We start from the raw sequence: 19,404 nt of genomic DNA, 5'->3' as shown, positions 1-19,404 counted from the left end.
TTGTTGAGCGAGGATCGATGCACGCACCCTGGGCCGCCGCCCGACACCAGCGCCGTGTGACGGCCTTAGTCCTCTCAAAGGGAGGTAGCGCAGGATGGCTGTGGGGATCGCAGGGATCGTACGTGCTGGCCGACTCGGTGGCACTGCGTCGCCGGCCATCGTCAAAAGGTTCCTGTGTTTTCTGAGATTTCCTTGCCTCTGTGAAACCGCCCGGTTCCGGACCCATCCAATCCGTACGATTTATGGGGCCTTTCGAGCCATCATGCACGCAGGCCGTAGCTTCGTTGACCGCGAACCGGCACACATAACCGATGGCGACTGTGGGACGGGGCGGAGCGTCCGCGCGCCAAGGCTGCAGCTTGTACCTGCCGTGATGGTGGCGATGGACACCCAAAGTGGAGGGCGTGCGTTGTTGTCGTCTGCCGCCGACAGTCGTTTCGGCGCGATCTGAGGAGCGTGACAGGAGCGCGGCACGAGGCGGGAACTCGCATGTAAAGACAAATCCCGGCGTGTTCGGCCCTTTACAGCGTGGCAAAAGGAGATGGCACCATGGCAATGACCGCGTCAGGCAAGTTTGCCTCCGGCAAGAACACCAACGCTGGATACAAGTTCGAGCTGGTGCGATCAGACGATGGAAAGGCCACCATAAGCATGCTGAAGGACGGCTCTCCGGTGTCAGGGTTGTCCGGAGTCAAAGCAGTTTGGGACGATGCGATTCCTTGGTCGGCCGGCCCCAAATTCCTCAAGTATGACCGTGACGTCTATGTCGATGCGCCATCGTTCCGAATGAGCCCGGAGCCAGCCGGCCGCACTGGTATTTTGCTGCACAGTGATGGTGGGTTTCAAGGCACTACAAAACCAACGAATGTTACGTTGGGCTGCGTGGCCACGGACGCTGACTTTTTGAAGTCTGCCGCCGACCTGCTTGCACAGGCCGGTGTGAAACATGCAAAAATACCTTTTGAGGTCAAGGACGTCGGCGCCGCACCGGTCGTGCAAATCGACATCGCTGTGAACAATCCCTCAATCAAAGAGGGCGAAAGCGGCACATTTAGAGTTTCTCTGTCCGGACCGGGAACTGCGAACGGTGTCACCAAGGACATCTGGGTGCGCCTCAATGTTGAAGAGCCTGTTGGAAACCAGCCAAAAGCGGATTGGGACTTTGTTGCAAGAAAGGCTGACGGCACGCCGCGCAAAGGAGACTTCGCCATCGTTCCGGTCGATGGCGGGCAAACTACTTATCAAAGCACGGACATGGCATATGAAGGCGGTGGGCTCCTCAGCAAGCAAGGCCTGTACGTCAAGATCCCCGCCGGCCAGCAATCCGCAACCTACAAAGTGGTGGCGCGGAACGACCGCGAACCAGAAGGAACCGTGGCGGGTGGGGCAAGAGATGGCAAGGAGGTGATCAATTTATCGATTGACGATTACTATGTCTACGACGAAAAATGGAAAATGTATGGCGACTCCCAGAAGCAGCCGGGCGTGTTGCTTCCGAAGGCCAAGCCTGCATCAATGACGATTGAGGATCCCTCCAAGCTTCTGAATGAAAACCTGTCCGGTGGCGTGGAAGGACTGCGCAAAGTCTACGATGTTACGGCGGGAGACGTCATCTCGTTCAACTTTGACGCCCTGTCGGTTCCGGACTCACTCCTCATCACAGATGGCCAGAGTTCGGTCGGCACGGGTGGGCTGGTGAGCGGTGTGCACACGGGGCAGATGACCGCGGCTACAAACCAGATCAGCGTGGTCGTGGTCGGCAGCTCGTCCGGCACCGCGTGGACGCTGGGCTTGCGCGCGCAGCCCGCAGTCGTCACCACCTCGGCCATGGCGGCGCTCGCCCCTGAGCCCATACAGGCCGGGCAGCTGTTGGCGGAGGCTCCCCAAAGCGCCAGCAACGCTGCGGTGGCGGTTCTCGGGTTACCCGAAAATACAGCATCCGCTGCCACGCCCATGAACGTCGCCTCTCGCGGCGCGGCGCCGCAAGCGGCGCCCGCGGCAGCGACCGTGACGCTTGTCCAGTCCTGGGAGGTTGCGGTCCCGGCCAACGGGGAAGCCGCTCCGGTGTCGTACACAGCCCTTGCTGGGCGAGAGTACCTGGCCCGCCTTGTGGGCGAAGAGTCCACAGGCCGCGACCCGGACCTGGATGATGGCTACCTCAAAATTCATGAGGGCAGCAACAGCCAGCCCGCGAGTGTCAGCCAGTTCTCGGATATGAGGGGCCAACCGGCGGAATTTTTCAAGCTGTCGGCCGACACCACCCTATCCTTCGTGGCGGGATCGGATATCGTCGGCCAGGGCGGGACCGCGCGAATCGAGCTCTTTGATGTGACCGGCATGACCGCGCCGGTTCTGCACATTGACGCTCCCGATGTCTATCGCACGAGCGAGGGAACCCGGGACGGCGTGGCGGTCCGCATCGCCCGAATCGGTGATCTGGAGCAAGCGGCGACCTACCAAGTGGCCATCACGCCAACGGGAGCCGCTCCCATCGCCGCCGATGATCTGGGGGGAGGGCCGCTGACCCGGACGGTCCGCTTCGAGGCGGGGCAGAGTGCCGCAGTGATCGACGTGCCCGTTCCTGACGATGGGCGAGCTGAGGGCGCTGAAACGGGCCTCCTGTCGCTGGATCTCTCGGCGGTTCCGGCGGAGGTGAGCGACAATATGGCTGTTTTGGGCCTGCGCTCGCAGGTAGGCCTGGAAATTCGAGATCGCCCCGCGATTATCACCCAAATCGTTCCAACGCTGTCAAGCGGCAACGCCGCGGCGGCCGAAGCCGACGGCTTCGTACGCTTTGAAGTCAGGCTCAGTGATGCGCCGACATCGCCGGTGTCCGTGTTTTATACGACGGTCAACGAGACCAGTATCACGGGCCAGGACTACACGGCGCAGTCTGGCGAGATCACGTTTGAGATTGGCGAAACGTCCAAAGTGATCGACATCCCCATCGCACGCGACGGCGTCGTCGAGCCCGACGAAACGTTCGCCCTGAAAATTCTCGACGCTTACGGCGTGATTCTGGATGGCAATAGCGAGGTTCTCACTTATCGCGGCACGATTCACGACACCGCAACGGCGACTTACCAGATCAGGAGCGACGCGACCGGACCGTTCGTGACGCGAAACGCTGGCATCTATGGGGGGCCGGTTAACGGCCTGGAGTATGAGATCATCGCTTCGGATGGCGACGAGGTCGTCGTGGCGACCCCCGGCAGCGACTTCGTCAACATGCTCGGCGGCGTGGACGGTGTGGATGGGGGGGGCGGGAACGACGTCCTGGATGGCGGCACCGGCTCCAATTTCCTGACTGGCGGTGACGGCCGGGACATTTTCTTCCTCGACGGGCGCGGTGGGCAGGTGACCTGGGGCACGGTCACCGACTTCAGCCCCGGCGAAGAAGTGAATCTGTGGGGCTGGCAACCTGGGCAGTCGAGCGCGACCTGGGTGTCGGACGCTGGCGCGCCGGGCTACACCGGCCTGACGATGCACGCCGACTTGGATGGCAACGGCACGGTCGACGCGAGTTTGACCCTGTCGGGCTGGTCCGCCCAACCCAGGGCGCAGGAGTTGAACGATCTGCTCTGGCTGTTCGGATAGCGGCGCCGGCGTACGGTCCTGACCCTTGAAATCTCTGCCCCGATGTAGTTGGCATGACAGTTTAGTATGAGAAAGAGGTTCTGTCGGACGCGGACTTTCAGCACAGCGGTATCGTCGCGGGCCAAGATGGCATCCGGGCCGCCAATCAGTTGATCAGTCGTTCACACCGGGATGGATTCGAGGGGAGCCGTGTCCCGGGAGCGGATGGCGATGAAGTTGTGCAGTTGGTCGTCGTCGCCGGGCGTTAACTTCGCGGCGATCGGCTATTGGCGGAGTAAGGTCTGCTTCATTAGCTGACCGTTCATGCTCTCGGCCTCGGGAGATGGTTGGTGCTGACCATTCCGATCCCACCCGTCGGCCCGTGGGGAAGGCTGGCGCCAAGCACCCCGATCCCATCGGGGCACTCACCCGCCGGCTTGGAGCTGCTCACCTGCATGGTGATGATCGCCACGCAGCTCGCCAGCCGGGCGGGGAGGGGCGTTGTCCGCCTCTCCGGTGCTGGGTGTCGCCTCGACCGGCGCCCGGTGACCGGTGACCAGCCAGTGGATGCCCGATGGAGCGCGATCCTGTGGGCCGTGGGTGCGGTCTACAAAGAGTAGAGAGATGCACAGCGCGCTCAAAGACCTTCCGCAGGGTTTCTGCGGTGTACCGGCTGGCGTTGGTGAGGAGCGCCAGCCCATCAACCAGTGTTTTCTATACAAGAAGGTAATCAGGCATTGGAATCGCTTTTCTCAGCATCCACAAGATCGAGGTGCTTAAAAGCAGGCACAGAAGATTCGAAGTCCGCATCGTAAATGCCCTTCTTTATCTTCTTTCTGGCGACCCCGAAGCACCAATTGGGCGCTGTCACGCAAAGCTGGCGAGCCTTTTCCATCCTCCCCATGGTCGCATCGAAGTGGCGTTCGAGTTCCTCTTCATCTTTGTGGACAGAAACAGTTGCGACCTGCCGAAAACGGTCGCGCAGGTTGGTGAACTCAGCAGCTGCTTTACTTACTTCCGTGATCCTGGTGCTCAGCTTGAGGGCGCGCTGAACGATGGGGAGCAAGCCTGCCAGCAGTGCAAAAATACCAACAGCAATCTTGTTTTCCGTAGCATCGAATACGCGCCACGTTGCCAGAGCACTGAAGATAATCGGCAAGATCGAAAGCGAGGCGTCGCAGAAGCGAAGAAATTTCAGCCACTCAAAAAGAGCGGCTGCTGTATAGAGGCAGTTTTCAAACTGGCGGCGCGCTTCCTTGGCAAGCTCAATTGTGTGTTTGTTCATTACACATACCTCGGAATATAGTAACCGAATATCTTCTGCCATTCATCACCTGCGGTAATCGTGTCATCTGCCTTCTCATAATCCGCCGCACGACAAGCCCTTGCATAGCCTGATTGCGCACGACTTAACCATGCGTCACCGAGCCAAATCAATTCCCCTGTCCCTGGTACTATAACATACCCATTTGCTCTCTGGATAATATAGTAAAAGAAATCCCGAACCATGAAATCATGATAGAAGTAACCATTGCCCTTGTGCGGCCATGCGGCCATGAATTCAATGGCGAGAAGTTCAATTTGGAATGATCGCAGTGGAACGTTGCACTCTGCTTGCCAGCATTTCATCATCTTGATTAGGTGTCTAAGGTCTCCTTTGGACGCGGTGTTGCAGTTGCTCATATTTGCAATGTCGGCTTTGGTGTCTGTTAGTTTGTACTGACCATTACCGTTGGTGTCGCAAATCAAGAACTGGCCATTTTGAAGCTCGAAGGCGGGAACTACTTCAACGGTAAAAGTAGTGAATGCAACCACAACAACCTGTCCGTCGCCGCGCATAGTGGTTGATGGGTATTTTGATGCAAGAACCCCTTTCACCTCTTGCAGGAGTTGGGACTGCTTATTCCCTCCTCGGTTCTCGAACCGATAATAAACTTCGCTGGGAAGGACAAACAGCATGTCAATGTCGCGGGGTGGGCGCATGCGTGTGGATTTACCCCACGAACCGGCCAAGATGCGGTTGCTGCTAGTCGAAATACTGTTCCAATACCAAATATTTAGGCACTGAGTAATTCCCTCGTGTTTGGTGCGGCCGTCGGCGATCTGTGCGTCCGTCAGCTTGAGGTTGGCGGCTAGCGCTTCAAAGCGCTGGCGGACAGCGATCCACATGACGACCCCATCTGCGTCTAATGAAGGTGTGTAGATTGGTGGTTATGCACGCGCAATCGACCAATGCCAAGCTTCTGTTGGTGCCTAACCACCTCTGTTGCCTGCCTCCCTTTTGCTCACTCTGCCGTGGCCAGATAGCCCCGCCGACCAATCACACCTTCAGCACACGCTCGACCAGCGACGACACCGACCGGTCATCGTCCTTCGCTGTGCGTGCGCAGCCGCGCCCCCGGCCCGCCTTCGCCCTTGTAGGGGCCAGCGGGAAGCAAATCGACCCCGGCTGCCTCTAGGGCTGAGCGAATGGCTATAAGGTTGGCGGAGACTGGCGTACGGCGCCCCTTCTCGAAATCACGGACGGTGCTCAAGCCGACCTGAGCGGCGTCGGCGAGCTGCTGTTGAGACCAGTCGAGAAGCCCGCGGGCCGCTCTGCTTTGTTCGGGCGTAAGCATACGGGCATCATACCTACCGGACGCAGAAGGTCAACGAATAGCGTTGACGGGTAGGGCGTCAACGAATATCGTTGACTGCATCGGCCGAGCCGAGTGGTTACGACACCCGGCCCGGCCTGACCACAATCGAGCTGACTGGAGCTACGGATCATGGCTGATTCCGAGAATACCACACCCTTGCCCGGCGCCGGCCGCCGGAAATCGTCCGGCGCCCTGGTGCCGACCAAGCCCGCCGACTTGCCACCCCTGACCCCCGATCAACTGAACGACCAAGACGGGGAGCCGCGCGTCTCCGACGTGATCCTGGCCGAGCGGTTGGGGTTCGGTCAGCCGTGTGACATTCGGAAGCTGATCGAGCGGAACCGGGCGGAGCTGGAAACCTATGGGGAGGTTTGCGCCACCGTGGCGCAAACCACCGAGAAGGGAGGCCGCCCCGGCAAAGCCTACTACCTGAACGAAGGCCAAGCGCTGGTCATCTGCGCCCTGTCCCGCACCCCGCAAGCCGCCCTGGTGCGCCGGCAGATCATCGAGGTGTTCTTGGCTTACAGGCGGGGCAAGCTCGCCTCGCCCGAGGGGGCCGCTCTGGCTGCCCTGGCTGCCGAGGTGGGCCGGCTGGCCGCGGTGGTGGGTGAGCTGGTGGCGGGTGCCGCCAAGCCCGTCCAGATCGCCGCGGCGAAGCCGAAGGCGCTGACCGGGAGCAAGGTCCGCATCCGGGCGACCGACAAGAGCGATTCCGATCTGCTCTACGGCGTGCCTGCCATTGCCAAGCACCTGAACATCCGGCCTCGGCAGGCGTACCACCTGATCGACAAGGCGGAGCTGCCGGCTTTCAAGCTGAGCGGCAAGGTGTGCGCCCGCCAGAGAGACTTAGCGAAGTGGCTGGACGGAAAGGCGGTGGCCCATGCTTGAGTCGACCGTCTGTCCGACCCCCAAGCACCTTGACCGCGTGAAGGCGCTGCGCCGCGCGATGGAAGGCGTGTCCCAACCGGCCCTTCTGCACCAGCTCCAGGCGGGCCGGTGCTTCTACTGCGACAGGCCCATCGGCACCGCCAGCCACGCGCCCGACCGGCCCGACGGCTGGACCATCGACCACGTCATCCCGCAGACCTTCGGCGGTGCTCGGTTCTTCGGGAACAAGGTGCTGAGCTGCGCGGCCTGCAACGGGGCGAAGGGGAACCGGCTCCCAACCGATCTGGAGCTTGCCGCAGTCCGCCAGCTCTGGGCCGCGGTGCTGATCATCAACCCCGGTGCGGCGCCGCTGCGCGCCCGCCCGGCCAGCGCCACGCACTGAGGGAGGGGTGGACCATGACGAGCTTGAATCTGTCCCACCGCTCCATCCTGGCCGGCGCGTCGGCGGTGGCCCTGGCCGCTCCCGGCTCGGCGGATGCCGTGGACCCCTTCGGCGCCGCTATCGCCTCGCTCGAAGGGCGTGCACTCGCCGCGGTGCCTGATCCGGTCCTTTCCCTGTGCGCGCACTGGCGGGAGGTGGACGCGAAGTGCGAAGGCGCCAACAAGCGGGTGGATGCTCATTGGGACGAGCTGGAGCAAGCCGGCCTGACCCACGACGAGATCCAGCGCGACCCGATCCAGCGCGTCATGTGGGACGAGACGTACCATTGGAGCGCGGAAGTCGATGCGGCTGAATCCGTCATCTGCTCCACCCCTGCCGCCACCCCCGCCGGCATTCTCGCCAAGCTCGAAGTCTGGAAGCAGACCAGCGAGGCGCTTGTGGGCGATTGCCAGCTCGTCGTGTCGGCCATCGAAGACCTCCGTCGGCTGGTGCATGGCGACGCCGGCCCATAAGGTTGCGGCAAAGCGACGCCCATCCCAAACAATACGATCGCGTCCAAATGGTGAAAATTACGTGAGAACGTGATGAGAACGCTGATCCTCGTACTATGACACCTTTCGTGCCTTCGCGGACCGTTTTTGTTCTCGCGCATTGCGCGTGTTGCGCGACAGCAAAGCCGCAGAAACAAAGGGATTTCACCGGTTTTGGCGGTGACTGGAAGTGGCGTTAACGGGTTTGCTAAACCGTTATAGGGGCTCAAACCCCTATCGTGGGTTCGAATCCCATCCCCTCCGCCATTCCTTTGGCATCAACAAGTTAGCAACAGATCAACGGGCGCGCCGAAGGCCACAACCTTCGTTAAGCCGTTGCAGCTATGCCAACTTCTGTGACGCCCCGTCCCCCGAACGTGCAACGCCCGTTGCCAGATCACGGGCTCCTCATGGTTGAGGTGCATGGCGGTCATCTTCGTCGACGGGCGACGGGGAGTGAACTGCAGGCCGTAGTTGCTTTCGCCGTCGCACGGATCGTTCGCCGCGAACAGGTGCCGCAGCCCATGCAGACAAAACGAAGGGGATTCCGCGCCCTTGTCGGCCTCTTTGGTCACCGCATTGATCTGGTTCCGGATCTGGATGTGGCGGGACGCCATGTTCCGGAGCGGCGGGCCGTCGTCATGACAGAAAACGTGCTGGGATGACGTGCTGGGATTTGGATGTGTCGGTGGTGTGTCAGCTCAGTGTGACGCCAGCCCGAAGGCGCAGTCGGGGTATAAGCCGCTTGGCTTCAACCTAAGTGCCTGATGTACAAGAACTTCTGGGAAAGGTTGGTTGGGGGACTAGGATTCGAACCTAGGCTGGCGGAGTCAGAGTTGGCGACAACGACAGTAATTTCAATAACTTACCTTCCGCATGTTGCAATCGTGTTGCGTGTAGCGCGTCACCCCAAAAGCCGGGCCTGAAGTTGCTCCATCGCAGTCCGGTCATCGTCAGGCGACGGGAACAGGTGGCCATAGACATCGAACGTCACCTGAACGGAACTATGCCCCATGACGGTCTGAACCTTCTTCGGGGTCCATCCCTGTTCGATGAACAGCGAGGCCGCAGCGTGCCGCAGGGAGTGGAAGGGATAGGGCGGTTCCGTGTCCTTGGCGCCCATCAACTCGCACATCTTCAGCAGCGCATGGAAGCCCTGGCGCAACAGGTTGGTGTGCAGAAGCACGCCGCCGGACTCGCTGGGGAATGCCAGATCAAGGTCCGTCACCGGGCAGACCAGCCGCCATTCGCGCAATGTGTTGATGACCATCGGCGCCAGAGGAATGTCGCGTCGACCGGCCTTTGATTTCGGTGGCCCCAGCTTCTGGTAACGGTCGGCGCGCTCGCGCACCCGGATCACGCCAGACTTTAGGTCCACATTGGGCCAGCGCAAGCCCCGCAGTTCCGACGCGCGCATGCCGGTGAAGATCGCCGTCACCAGCAACGGGCGCCACGGCACCGGCACCATGCGGCGCACCCGGCCCTGCCCCGCCATCCATCGACCCTCGACCACGCGCGTCAGGTCCCACAGCTTTGCCGACTTCGCCAGCATCAGGCGAATATCATCCTTGGACGGAATTGGCGCATTCTCGTCCTCTTCTTCGACCAGCCGGACGCCTTCAGTCCGGCGCTTGTCGATGGTCACGTCGTCGGCTGGGTTCTGGACGATCAAGCCCCGGCGGCGCGCGACCTTAAGAATCCCTTTGAGGCTGGTCAGCACGGCACGAGCGAGCGCGCGGGATCGCGTCCTAAGCAGTTCGTCCTTGAACGCCTCGATGCGGGGAGTATTGAGCTGGGACAGTTTCACGTTGCCGATCAATGGCACGATGTGCAGGCGGACATGTTCCCGACGCTGCTTCAGCGTGCTTTGCTCCAGGCCGTCCACTTCTCCGGCCTCGATCCACAGCGAAGCGGCACGCTCTACCGTCTCCGCAATGGAATCGGCGACATGCACACCCTGGGCAACTTCAGCGCGAGCCTTTGTTTCGAAGTCGGTCGCCTCGCGTTTCGTCGGGAATTGGCGTGACCGGCGCTTGCCGTGCTGGTCTCGGTAATCGCACTGCCACACCACCTTGCCGCTTGGGAGGGTGCGTTTCCGAACCGACGCCATGGCGATTGCCTTCCATCCATTCCGCTCGTTGACATACGCTAAGTGCCATTTGCGCTCATGTCAAAAGCATTTGACGCGCCTCCATTCATTCCCATAGGGTGTGATCGATAGACCAACCGAGTGGGTTAGGCGATGGCGAAGTTCTCCCAGTTGATGGCGTGCCTGTCGGAGGCCACTCGTGTTCCGGAAAGTGAGATCAAGCAAATTGGTCGGCGCGCAAGAGAAGGAGGTTTCATCGCTCAGGGCGCCCGCGGTAATGCAGCTCCTGACGTTGGTGTGCGCGATGCTGCCAACCTGCTGATTGCTTTCATGTGGGCAAACTTTGCAAAGGATGCTCCCGAGGCAATCGTTCGCTACCGTTCCCTGAAGCGAGGATATCGTCACGACGATGGGCGAATCACCAAGGTGAATTACGCTGTATTCTCGCGTGGCAACATCAAGCCCAAAGTGCTGTCGTGGTTTGAGCGGGAGCATGACTTCGGAGCGGCCCTTGAGTTCCTGATCGAGAAAGCGGCTGATGGAGCTTTCGATAGAAAGGCTCCTTCCGCAACTTCATCTCCGTTTGATGGCCGTGATCCAAAGGAAATAGAAATGATGTTCGCGGATTATGAGTTCGGGAACATGTCTTTTGCAATTGAAGTAAATAAAACAACTGATGTCGCTCGCATTGCGTTTTACGATGCGGAGTGTCCGAAACGAGTTGTCTGTGCTTACGTGGAATACAACGGTCGGCACACTGATGCTTCGTTTAGCAATGTTGTCCGTGTCGACGGAGATGTTTTTCTCAAGATCGGAAAGCTCCTCAGAACTTGAGGAGTTTTTTTGCGACGCCATTTGTCATAGGCGCAAATGACGCTTGCGCCAACAAGGAGAAGCCCACATGAACGCGCGTGCATACGAAGCTGGTGACCTGGGGCGCAGCAACGAGGCTGGAGAACAGCGCGACGATCGATTCGATCTGTCCGGTGACTTGCTGGAGGGGGCGGAAAAGATCGGCGCTTTCATGGGCTTGACGGCCCGGCAGGTCTATCACCAGAGGGAAAGCCTGCCCATTTTCACGATCGGCGCCAAGTTGTTCGCTCGGAAATCCACGATCATGAAATGGATTGCTGAGCAGGAGATGCGTGCTCAGGCGAAGCGGGCCTGATTATGTCGAAACTCTGTCGCCTCCCCCTGTGGCGCAGAGGCGGTGCTGGCCGCCCATCGCGATACCGGGCGCCGCCTTCCGGACCCCCACGGCCTGGGGGCGCTCAATGAGCGAGCGCTCTATCAAAGAGGACATCTGCGGCGGCCAGCCGTATGCGATCGTTCCCGCCGATGCTCTGGAGGACAAGAGCCTATCGCGCGATGCGAGATGGTTGTTCGCGGTCCTGTGCCGGCACGCCGACCCGGATGGGCACTGCCGCCGATCCATGACCAAGCTCGGGGCGCAAGAGGGGACGTCGACCCGGAGCCTACAGCGCTGGCTGTCGGAGCTGGAGGTGGCAGGGCTTGTCATGAAGCTGAACGAGCGGGGCAAGGTCGGCGCGTTTCGGGTGGTTCGTGACCCAGCAGAACGGAGCGCGGCGCAGCGGCAAAACCAAGCCACTGTCACCGCCCGGAGAGAAGAGTTCGGAGCCTATGGCCGGAAGGGCGCTCAATGTCGGTACACCCGTGACAGGGCTGTCACCTCACCCCTGACACCCCTGTCACCCTCCCGTGACGTGGCTGTCGCCTCTCCCGTGACAGCCACGTCGCCTCCCCGCGACACTGCTGCCGCCTCCCCCCGTGACAGGGCTGTCGGACAGAACAAGACCCCTGTGAACAAGACCCCGGAAGAAGCCCCACCACCACCACCAAAGGCGCGGCGAGGGTACGGCGAGGCCAAGGCGGAGAGGGAACGCAAACGGCTGGAGCGGGAGCAGAAGCGGGCTGAGCGGGGAATGTGGAGCTTGTACCGATGACAGCCCGCTCCACAACCATCGCCACCGCCGCCCGCGAACTGCTGGCCATCATCGTTGCCGGGGTGGAGCCCGCGCCCGATCCCGAGGCGCTGGCCAGCCTGGAGGCCGCGCTCCAACGACAGATTGTCGCCGTCGGTCCCGCCGTGGCCTCGGCTGTTTTGGACCGGCTGAAGGCTGCGCCCGGTCCGGCTGATCCAGCTCTCCGGCGGGCGAGGTTCACCGGACTCGCTGCGGTCATCGCCTCCGAGCCCGCCGGGCGCCCGTAGGCGCGGCAAGCCCGGAGGGCGGTGCCACCCCACTGTGCGGATGGGCGAGACCCACACCAGAGGCCGCCGGAGGGGCGCGGAGGGGGAGAATCGGGGGGTGAGGCGTGTCCGGGTCCTTCCAGGGGCAAAAGACCCGGGGGCAGCACCCGCCCCATGTCGCGAGGATTTTCCGGCCCTGAATTCATGGAAACCAGATGGTTTCGAAACCGCAGGCCGATGACAACCCCTTGACCTTGCATGTGAAACAACCCGTGCGCCACGGCGTGGCGGTTTCCTGTGCCTCGGTTTCCTAGCGAAAACAAAAAACAGTTTCGTTGACCCGCTTTTTCAAAAGCGTTACGTCTGAACCAGATTAGGACTCCAGACCTGAGGAGATGACATGGACCCGACCGAGACTTTTACCGCCGGACAGGTCGAGGACCTGACGGACATTAACCCGGAGACGCTTCGTGTCTGGCGCCGTCGCGGCTTCATCCCGCCGAATCCCGGCGGCGGGTGGGCACGGTACAGCTTCGGCTCCGTCGTCCTGATCGGCACCCTCTTGGACCTGACCGCGACGCACCGTCTCGACATCAGCGAGGCCTGGGACAAGTTCGTTCGCGGGGCTGGGGACTTCTACATCCGCGAGGCCGCCGCCGCTGCGCTGAACGGTCAGCCGGACATCTGGGTCGTGCTGGTGTTCAGCGACGTGCGAGAAGGGGGGCGGTCTTGGAAGCTCATCAAGACCGACGATCCCGCGACCGTGTATCGCGACATGAAGGCGATCCGGAGCGTACTGGCGATCAACGTCGGCGATGTCGCCCGCGGGATCATCGCCCGCATCGAGCGGCTGGAGGGCAGCGACGATGACGATGCCGAATAACGCCCCGGCCAGCGCCGTCAGCACGCGCGCCGCGTCGCTGGCGCCGTCCACCTTCAACGCCGACCGGCGCGAGGTGGAGGTGACCGCTTCCTCCGGCGCCGACGTGCGGCGCGTGGGCATGCGGCCGGACGCGACCTGGGGCGCCTGGAAGGAACGCCTCGACGTTGCCGGGGTGGATCTCTCCCGGTTCACCGGCGCGTCCGTCCTTCGCGACCATCGGCCGTCCACCGACGCCGTTGTCGGTTCGGTTCTCAGCGCGCGGAAGGCCGGCGGAGAACTCCGCGCCATGCTGACGTTCGATACGACCGACGCGGGCGAGCTGGCGTTTCAGCAGGTTCAGCAAGGCTCAATCCGACAAGTCTCGCTGGGCTACTTCGTGCAGGAATGGGCCGCTGGCCCTTCTGACGACATCGCCGAACCGCTGTTCATCGCGCGGCGCTGGCAGCCCGTCGAAATTTCCATCGTCGCAATTGGCGCCGATCCTGCGGCGCGCACCCGAAGTGCAGAGGGAACCACCATGAGCACCCAGACCACCCCGGCGCCGGCGCCGCAGCACCAGCCCGCTCCCGCCACGGAGAGCCGTGCGGAGCTGCTCGATCACATCCTGTCCCGCGCCACTTGCGCCCAGCTCGCACTTCCGCCCGACATGGTCCAGCGCGCGGCGGCGGACCCGACCATGACGATCCAGCGCTTCAACACCCTCGTGATCGATCACGTTGCGGCGCAGCCGTCTAACCAGCGCAACATCAACCCGCACATCCAGATGTTCGACAGCTACGATGATCCCGTGACGACGCGGGCATTCATGGCCGAGGCCCTGGCCGCGCGCTTGGCGCCCGGCCTGGTCAAGCCGGGCGAGCGGGCGCGGGAGTATATGGGCTGCTCGGCCATGGGCATGATCGGCGAGCTGATGGCCGCCCGCGGCGAAGCGGTGAACCGCCTGAACCAGAAGGAGCTTCTGAAGCGGGTCCACACGACCAGCGACTTCCCCCTCCTTCTCGAAGCCGCCGCGAACAAGGTGCTCCTGGCCCAGTACGCCGCGGCGGCGCCGACGTATCGGCTGTGGGCGGCCCGGCGCGGCTTCAACGATTTCAAGCCGGCTAAATTCCTGCGGGTCGGCGATTTCCCGTCGCTGAAGCCGATGGCGGAAGCCGGCGAGCTGAAATACGGCACGATGAGCGAGAACCGGGAAACCGTGTCTGCGAAGGAGTACGCGAGCGGCATCATCCTGAGCCGGCAAACGCTCGTGAACGATGACCTGGGCGCGCTGGGTGATTATGCCATGATGATCGGCGTCCGCACCGCCGCGGACGAAAACCGGATGGTGTATGGGCTTCTCAACAGCAACCCGACGCTCGCTGACGGAAAGGCCCTGTTCCATGCCGCGCATGGCAACCTCGCCGCCGGCGCGGCGATCAACGTGGAGAGCATCGGGAAGGCCGTGGCGCTGCTGCGGAAGCAGAAGAGCCTCGACGATATCCCGCTCAACCTCGCCCCGCGCTTCCTTGTGGTCGGCCCGGACGGCGAACTGGCCGGGCGCCAGCTCCTCGCCGCCATCGTCGCGAACCAGTCCAGCGCCGTGAATCCCTGGGCCGGATTGATGGAGCTGGTGGTGGATGCGAACATCGAAGGCACGGCGTGGCACCTGTTCGCCGACCCGTCGCTCTGCCCGTCGATCGTTTTCGGCTACGTCGGCGACGCGGAAGGGCCGCAGATCCTCACCGAAGCCGACTTCGACACGCAGGCGGTGAAGGTCCGCGCCTCGATCGACTTCGGCTATGGCGCCATCGACCACCGCGGCGCGGTCAAGAACCCTGGTGCCCCCTCAAGCTAAGGGGGCGCCGACCAAACGCGCGGCGATTCTCTGAGGGCCAGCGGCCGGCCCGACACCGGGAAGCTCCCTCCCTGCCGCGCGCCGATCCTTCGGGGGCGGACGTTATGTGGGACAAGGGAGCGAGGCCGAAAGGAAGGGGCGGGACTGCGGTTCCGCCCCTACTGATTCCAACGCGTGATACCGCCTCGTTCGTCTTCGCGACTGATGAGCAGCAGGATGAGTTGCTCGCCTATGGCTGAGCGGTTAAGTGCTGAGCCTATGAGCCGCATTGTGAGAGTGGCTTCTACTGAACCAAGGTGCGATTTGCCCTATGGGATGGGAACCCGCGCAGTGCGAGAACGAAGGGTTCACCTTTCTAATTTAAGCGAGTTGCCTGAAGGAGGGAGCTTTGGTAGGTAGGGGAAAAGCACCTGAAATACGCTTCAAGGGGCGTGCCTGCCTATAATTGATGCAGTGGAGTTGAATGTGAACGGCGAGAACATAACCTCATCAAGCATTGATAAGGCTCCGCGTTTAGTTGATCAAGTTAATGACATCAAAAGAAAAAACCAATCGCAGGCCTTAGTGGCGTCGTATGTTGTGGCTTTTTGTCTGGCGATTGTTTTCACCTCCGTCTTTGCTCATGATTTGGCTTCATTTTTTTCCGGAACCAAGAATTCATCACGCGTTACAAGTGAGCAGTACGCAGACATGGTGGCCTCGAACGTAAGTGCAATTAGAATTGGGGCGGGGTTCGCTGGTGTCGTGGCAGCTGCCATGATCACCTTTCTTTTTGCATCGGGGTTTTCATTTTCCAGATTCCGAGCGAGCAGTCAAAGTCAGGACGTTGCGACAGTGGAGGGGCTTGACGCCAGGACGCTTGCGACCATGGTTGATTCGGTTCGTGATGCTGCTGAAACAATCCGCAGCAGTCGCAATATCACAGATGAGGACCGTGTTGTGATCAGTAACCAACTCCAGGAGTTGGTTCGCTCATCTATTCCTGCTGAGGTTCTATCTGGGATCGACAAGAAGTATGGAGGCGCGATACGAAATGAGGTTGTATCGAGCTCTGTTTCCCAGCAGCTTAATGAAACGCGTATGCGGCTCAGCAAATTTCAGGACGATGTTTCGAGAAAGGCCACGGCTGCACTGGTTTGGGGATTGGGGGCAGCAGCAACAGGTGCGGGATTGCTAGCGTTGTTCATTTTAAATGGAAATACTATGCAGGGAGCCAGCACCGTTGCCGAAGTATTTTACTACACCATGCGTATCAGCCTTGTCGGATTGATTGAGGTGGTGGCATTCTTCTTTCTCCGCCAATATCGTGCCACTCTCCTTGATGCAAAATATGTAAACAACGAAATAACAAACATTGAAATGCGGCTACTTGCTATGAGTGCCGCCTTGAAGCTGGGCAACGCTACTGCCTGCTCCAAGATACTTCCTGAGATAGCTAAGACAGAACGCAACTTTTCTCTCAAAAAAGGAGAGACATCGATATTTCACAGTGCTTCTGGCAGTGACATGCTGCCGTCGAATGTTGTCAGCGATATCTTAGGTAAGGTAACAGCCGCAACGCGAAGTGGAAAGGAATGACTCTTGGCGTGTGCTCACCTGTGCGGCACCTTGAGGTGGCTTGACCCATGTACGTTGTGCCGGGCTGGTGTGCTGGCGCGGTGCGTGGGGGTGGCAACGGCGCCGGCACGGTAAAGGTCCGCCTGGACGGCGTGAGCACCGCGGCGGCCTGACCTGGGCGGAAACGCCCCATCCTTGAGCCGGCCGGCGCGTCATGCCCGGCCGGCTTTTCTATGCGAGGTGACCATGAGCAAGCCTGAATCGTCGTGCCCGGCCGTCGAGGTGCTGGACCTTCGCCTGTCGGACGGGAGCGGACAGACGCTGGCCGTTGCCGTCGTTCAGGTGGGGCCGGTGGAGATCCGTAACGTGCGGGTGACCGACCGGGACGGGCGGCTGTTCGTTCGGCTGCCGGGCACCCTCATGAAGAAGCGGCTGAAGCCGGCCGTCTGCCTCGACGAGCCGGTGTTTCTGGAGCTGCGCGAAGCGGTGCTGGCGGAGTACCGGGTGGCGACCGGGGCGGACCCGTGGGGCGATGTGCGATCGGCATCGAGGCCCCCTTGCGAGTCGGCTGGGAGTTGAGTGCGCGACCACTCCAAGCTAGTATCCTGCCAGTGGCTAATGAGCCTATCCGGCACCCCAAACCGGGGTGAACCGAAAAGGACGAAATCAGTCGGAAAGATCGTTCCGACTTTCGGAAAGACATTTCCGGTTAGTCTTGTCCCATCTCAGATTGATTTGTGTGATTGTTGACTTCGCCCAAGGCTGAACGTCACGATGTGCCTGTCCAGCACCTTGCTGCGACAGCCTTCTGGCCGATACAGCCAGAACTCAATGAAGGGAGGCCGGCTAGAGGGGCGCGGACGGGCGGTGAAGTGGTCACCGCCCCGCCGCTCTTTGGAGAGAAGAAGATGAAGGATTTCTTCAGCCTCCTGATCCTGGCTCTGGAGATCATCAAGCGGTTGCTTGACCTGCTGAGCTAAGATCGGGTCTGGAGGGCGGGGGCTCGTCCCCCCCGTCCTCCTCTTTCCAATCGTATTTCGTTACCGGTAACGAAACAAGCGGATCGAACCATCTGCCTCATGAGGGTTGCCCACCGACAGCCGGCTATGGCCGTGGGCCGCATCATGGCTGGCAAGCCAAGGTGGCCAGCCAACAGCAACGGCTGATCGCCGCCGCGGGCCTGGAAGGCGTCATGACCCGTCTCCAGTATGCCGCGCATATCGGCGTATCCAACCCGACCCTGACGCGCTGGGTCAAACGGGGAATGCCGGTGCGCGACGATGGGCGGCTCGATGTCGAGGCGGTGGAGAGCTGGCGGAAGGCGAACGAGTCCCGACTCCTGGCGGAGAGGGTGAAGGGGTAGAGGGGCAGGGCCGGCGAGACCGGGGCCAGCATTTACGGCACCGGCTCATCGGAGCGAGATATCCGGAGAGGCTGGTAAGCTACCGATAATACTTAATCCTCATCGCTTCTCTGGCGTGTGAAACCGAATCGCTTTCTGTGACAAATTAGTGCTTGCTCCGTTGAGTGCATCTCCTTATCGATAGGGGTAGTTTATAACTAGCGGCCTGAGCGCTATGAGTGTCGCAGCAGATTCAGAGTTGGTTGTCAAGCTTCCGTACTCCCTCAACGAGGCCGGAATGTACGATATAATTCAAAAGACACCTAGGCATCTGTTTGACAACCCTGGAATAAAGATTGTATTTGACTTCTCTGGACTGAGATTTGCCGAGCCAGTTGGTCTATCAGCTTTCTATAACCTTCTATCTCTCTTGCGAAAACTAGACGCTGATGTTTGGTTTAGAGGAATAGATGCGTCTATTCCATCTCATGCTTATTTGGATGACTGTGGATTTTTTAAAGATTATTTAGGGGAGTCGTTGCGCTCTTGGTCGGACCCCCGCAGATCAACTTTTCCTGTGGTAAGAGTTGAGCATCGCGATAGTCATTATTGGCTGTCTGAGAACTTTCTTCCGTGGTTGGCAAGAGAGCTGTGCGTTCAAAAGGGCCATCTTTCTTCGGTAAAAACATGCATCGGCGAGCTTTTCAACAATATTGAAAACCATTCTGGTGAAACAATCGGATGTGTATTTGCTCAGCACTTCCCGAATAAACGCTGTATTAAAATTTCTATTTCAGACTTTGGAGTAGGTATCCCTCATACTATTAGAAAAATGAAGCCTGAGCTTTCTGATCCCGATGCGCTTGTTACGGCTACAATTGAGGGCTTCTCCTCAAAATCACTCCCTACGAACCGTGGAGCGGGATTCGGATTCGTTACCGATAACGTGGTTGTCAGAAACCAAGGAACTGTGCGTATATACTCTGGGTCAGGGATGCTGACCTGTGCGCCTAGCTCGAACGGAGTGCAACGTTCCGCCCGTTTGGCTGCTGGCATTTATCCTGGTACGCTGGTTGAACTGACTCTAGAAACGGATAAGTTCCGACCAGACGAACTGGACCGGGAGGATTTTGAATGGTGATCCGCGCTCTCGACCACGTATCGCAGGCATATACCGCTGAAGACGGGGCGGTGCTTGCGCGCCTCCTTATGCCTGAGCTGAGTGCCCAGAGAACCGTCATTCTGTCCTTTGCCGGAGTCGATGGGGTAACGTCGTCGTTTGTAAACACCGCGTTCGTGGCGTTGCTTGACAGGTTTCCCTACGAGCATATTAAGCGCCACCTCCGTATTGTGGACTCCACTCAAAGCATTAATGCGGCAATACGGAAGCGCCTAGACTTTGAAGTGTCGCAACGAGACAGGGTGTTTGCGTAGATACTATCAGGGGCGCTTGCTAGCGCCCCTGATTGTTTTGG

20 protein-coding genes and 1 pseudogene are annotated in these 19,404 nt (G+C 60.3%); 16 read left to right on the top strand and 5 right to left on the bottom strand.

Annotation, left to right across the window (positions count from 1 at the left end; genetic code table 11):
• Positions 1–549 precede the first annotated feature (549 nt).
• Positions 550–3,597, top strand: coding sequence for a Calx-beta domain-containing protein (locus H0B54_RS21280; RefSeq protein ID WP_188261983.1), 3,048 nt, complete (start codon positions 550–552; stop codon positions 3,595–3,597).
• Between the two features lie 95 nt (positions 3,598–3,692).
• On the opposite strand, the pseudogene H0B54_RS30545 reads toward H0B54_RS21280, so the two are convergent.
• The 4 genes and pseudogenes from H0B54_RS30545 to H0B54_RS21265 all read right to left on the bottom strand — a co-directional run.
• Positions 3,693–3,860, bottom strand: a pseudogene (locus H0B54_RS30545) (IS701 family transposase); the annotation flags it as partial.
• 446 nt (positions 3,861–4,306) lie between these two features.
• Positions 4,307–4,861, bottom strand: a complete 555-nt coding sequence (locus H0B54_RS21275; RefSeq protein WP_188261982.1) for a hypothetical protein — start codon at positions 4,859–4,861, stop codon at positions 4,307–4,309.
• A complete protein-coding gene (locus H0B54_RS21270) occupies positions 4,861–5,745 on the bottom strand; it encodes an SMODS domain-containing nucleotidyltransferase (protein WP_188261981.1) in 885 nt (294 codons plus the stop codon). The genes H0B54_RS21275 and H0B54_RS21270 overlap by 1 nt, the downstream gene beginning before the upstream one ends.
• A 194-nt stretch (positions 5,746–5,939) precedes the next feature.
• Complete coding sequence (locus H0B54_RS21265; RefSeq protein ID WP_188261980.1) at positions 5,940–6,194, bottom strand: helix-turn-helix domain-containing protein; 255 nt, start codon at positions 6,192–6,194, stop codon at positions 5,940–5,942.
• A gap of 150 nt (positions 6,195–6,344) precedes the next feature.
• On the opposite strand from H0B54_RS21265, the gene H0B54_RS29525 reads away from it, so the two are divergent.
• From H0B54_RS29525 to H0B54_RS21245, 4 genes are all read left to right on the top strand, one after another.
• Entirely contained in the window at positions 6,345–7,103 is a 759-nt protein-coding gene (locus tag H0B54_RS29525; RefSeq protein ID WP_211109476.1) for a helix-turn-helix domain-containing protein, read from the top strand.
• On the top strand, positions 7,096–7,485 hold the full coding sequence (locus H0B54_RS21255) for an HNH endonuclease (protein WP_188261979.1): 390 nt from the start codon (positions 7,096–7,098) through the stop codon (positions 7,483–7,485). Before H0B54_RS29525 ends, H0B54_RS21255 begins: the two co-directional genes overlap by 8 nt.
• A gap of 14 nt (positions 7,486–7,499) precedes the next feature.
• Positions 7,500–7,997, top strand: a complete 498-nt coding sequence (locus tag H0B54_RS21250; RefSeq protein WP_188261978.1) for a hypothetical protein — start codon at positions 7,500–7,502, stop codon at positions 7,995–7,997.
• Positions 7,998–8,425: 428 nt separating this feature from the next.
• Complete coding sequence (locus H0B54_RS21245) at positions 8,426–8,680, top strand: hypothetical protein (protein ID WP_188261977.1); 255 nt, start codon at positions 8,426–8,428, stop codon at positions 8,678–8,680.
• A 239-nt stretch (positions 8,681–8,919) separates the two neighbouring features.
• Here the strand turns inward: H0B54_RS21245 and H0B54_RS21240 are convergent, their stop codons facing one another.
• Positions 8,920–10,125, bottom strand: coding sequence for a tyrosine-type recombinase/integrase (locus H0B54_RS21240; protein WP_188261976.1), 1,206 nt, complete (start codon positions 10,123–10,125; stop codon positions 8,920–8,922).
• A gap of 132 nt (positions 10,126–10,257) precedes the next feature.
• On the opposite strand from H0B54_RS21240, the gene H0B54_RS21235 reads away from it, so the two are divergent.
• From H0B54_RS21235 to H0B54_RS30540, 11 genes are all read left to right on the top strand, one after another.
• Positions 10,258–10,938 carry a hypothetical protein gene (locus H0B54_RS21235; RefSeq protein ID WP_188261975.1) on the top strand — a complete coding sequence of 227 codons (681 nt, stop codon included), beginning with the start codon at positions 10,258–10,260 and terminating at the stop codon, positions 10,936–10,938.
• A 67-nt stretch (positions 10,939–11,005) separates the two neighbouring features.
• A complete protein-coding gene (locus tag H0B54_RS21230) occupies positions 11,006–11,272 on the top strand; it encodes a DNA-binding protein (RefSeq protein WP_188261974.1) in 267 nt (88 codons plus the stop codon).
• Positions 11,273–11,378: 106 nt separating this feature from the next.
• On the top strand, positions 11,379–12,068 hold the full coding sequence (locus H0B54_RS21225; RefSeq protein WP_188261973.1) for a helix-turn-helix domain-containing protein: 690 nt from the start codon (positions 11,379–11,381) through the stop codon (positions 12,066–12,068).
• The gene (locus H0B54_RS21220) at positions 12,065–12,334 is read left to right on the top strand and encodes a hypothetical protein (protein WP_188261972.1); all 270 of its coding nucleotides are present in this window, start codon (positions 12,065–12,067) and stop codon (positions 12,332–12,334) included. The genes H0B54_RS21225 and H0B54_RS21220 overlap by 4 nt, the downstream gene beginning before the upstream one ends.
• Positions 12,335–12,713: 379 nt before the next feature.
• Positions 12,714–13,196: a MerR family transcriptional regulator gene (locus tag H0B54_RS21215; protein ID WP_188261971.1), complete on the top strand. Its 483-nt coding sequence runs from the start codon at positions 12,714–12,716 to the stop codon at positions 13,194–13,196.
• Positions 13,129–15,030 (top strand): prohead protease/major capsid protein fusion protein, encoded by a 1,902-nt coding sequence (locus H0B54_RS21210; protein ID WP_246472664.1) that lies wholly within the window; start codon positions 13,129–13,131, stop codon positions 15,028–15,030. Before H0B54_RS21215 ends, H0B54_RS21210 begins: the two co-directional genes overlap by 68 nt.
• A 465-nt stretch (positions 15,031–15,495) precedes the next feature.
• Positions 15,496–16,608: a hypothetical protein gene (locus H0B54_RS21205; protein WP_188261970.1), complete on the top strand. Its 1,113-nt coding sequence runs from the start codon at positions 15,496–15,498 to the stop codon at positions 16,606–16,608.
• 225 nt (positions 16,609–16,833) lie between these two features.
• Positions 16,834–17,166: a hypothetical protein gene (locus tag H0B54_RS21200; RefSeq protein WP_188261969.1), complete on the top strand. Its 333-nt coding sequence runs from the start codon at positions 16,834–16,836 to the stop codon at positions 17,164–17,166.
• Positions 17,167–17,779: 613 nt separating this feature from the next.
• The gene (locus H0B54_RS21195) at positions 17,780–17,950 is read left to right on the top strand and encodes a hypothetical protein (RefSeq protein ID WP_188261968.1); all 171 of its coding nucleotides are present in this window, start codon (positions 17,780–17,782) and stop codon (positions 17,948–17,950) included.
• Positions 17,951–18,227: 277 nt separating this feature from the next.
• Positions 18,228–19,070 carry a hypothetical protein gene (locus tag H0B54_RS21190; RefSeq protein ID WP_188261967.1) on the top strand — a complete coding sequence of 281 codons (843 nt, stop codon included), beginning with the start codon at positions 18,228–18,230 and terminating at the stop codon, positions 19,068–19,070.
• Positions 19,064–19,363: an STAS-like domain-containing protein gene (locus tag H0B54_RS30540; RefSeq protein ID WP_188261966.1), complete on the top strand. Its 300-nt coding sequence runs from the start codon at positions 19,064–19,066 to the stop codon at positions 19,361–19,363. Before H0B54_RS21190 ends, H0B54_RS30540 begins: the two co-directional genes overlap by 7 nt.
• Positions 19,364–19,404: the final 41 nt, after the last annotated feature.

It is taken from the genome of Azospirillum tabaci, assembly GCF_014596085.1.
GTDB classification, from domain to species: domain Bacteria; phylum Pseudomonadota; class Alphaproteobacteria; order Azospirillales; family Azospirillaceae; genus Azospirillum; species Azospirillum tabaci.
The sequence above is the reverse complement of the archived record's forward strand: the minus strand, read 5'-3'. Positions and strand labels throughout refer to the sequence as shown.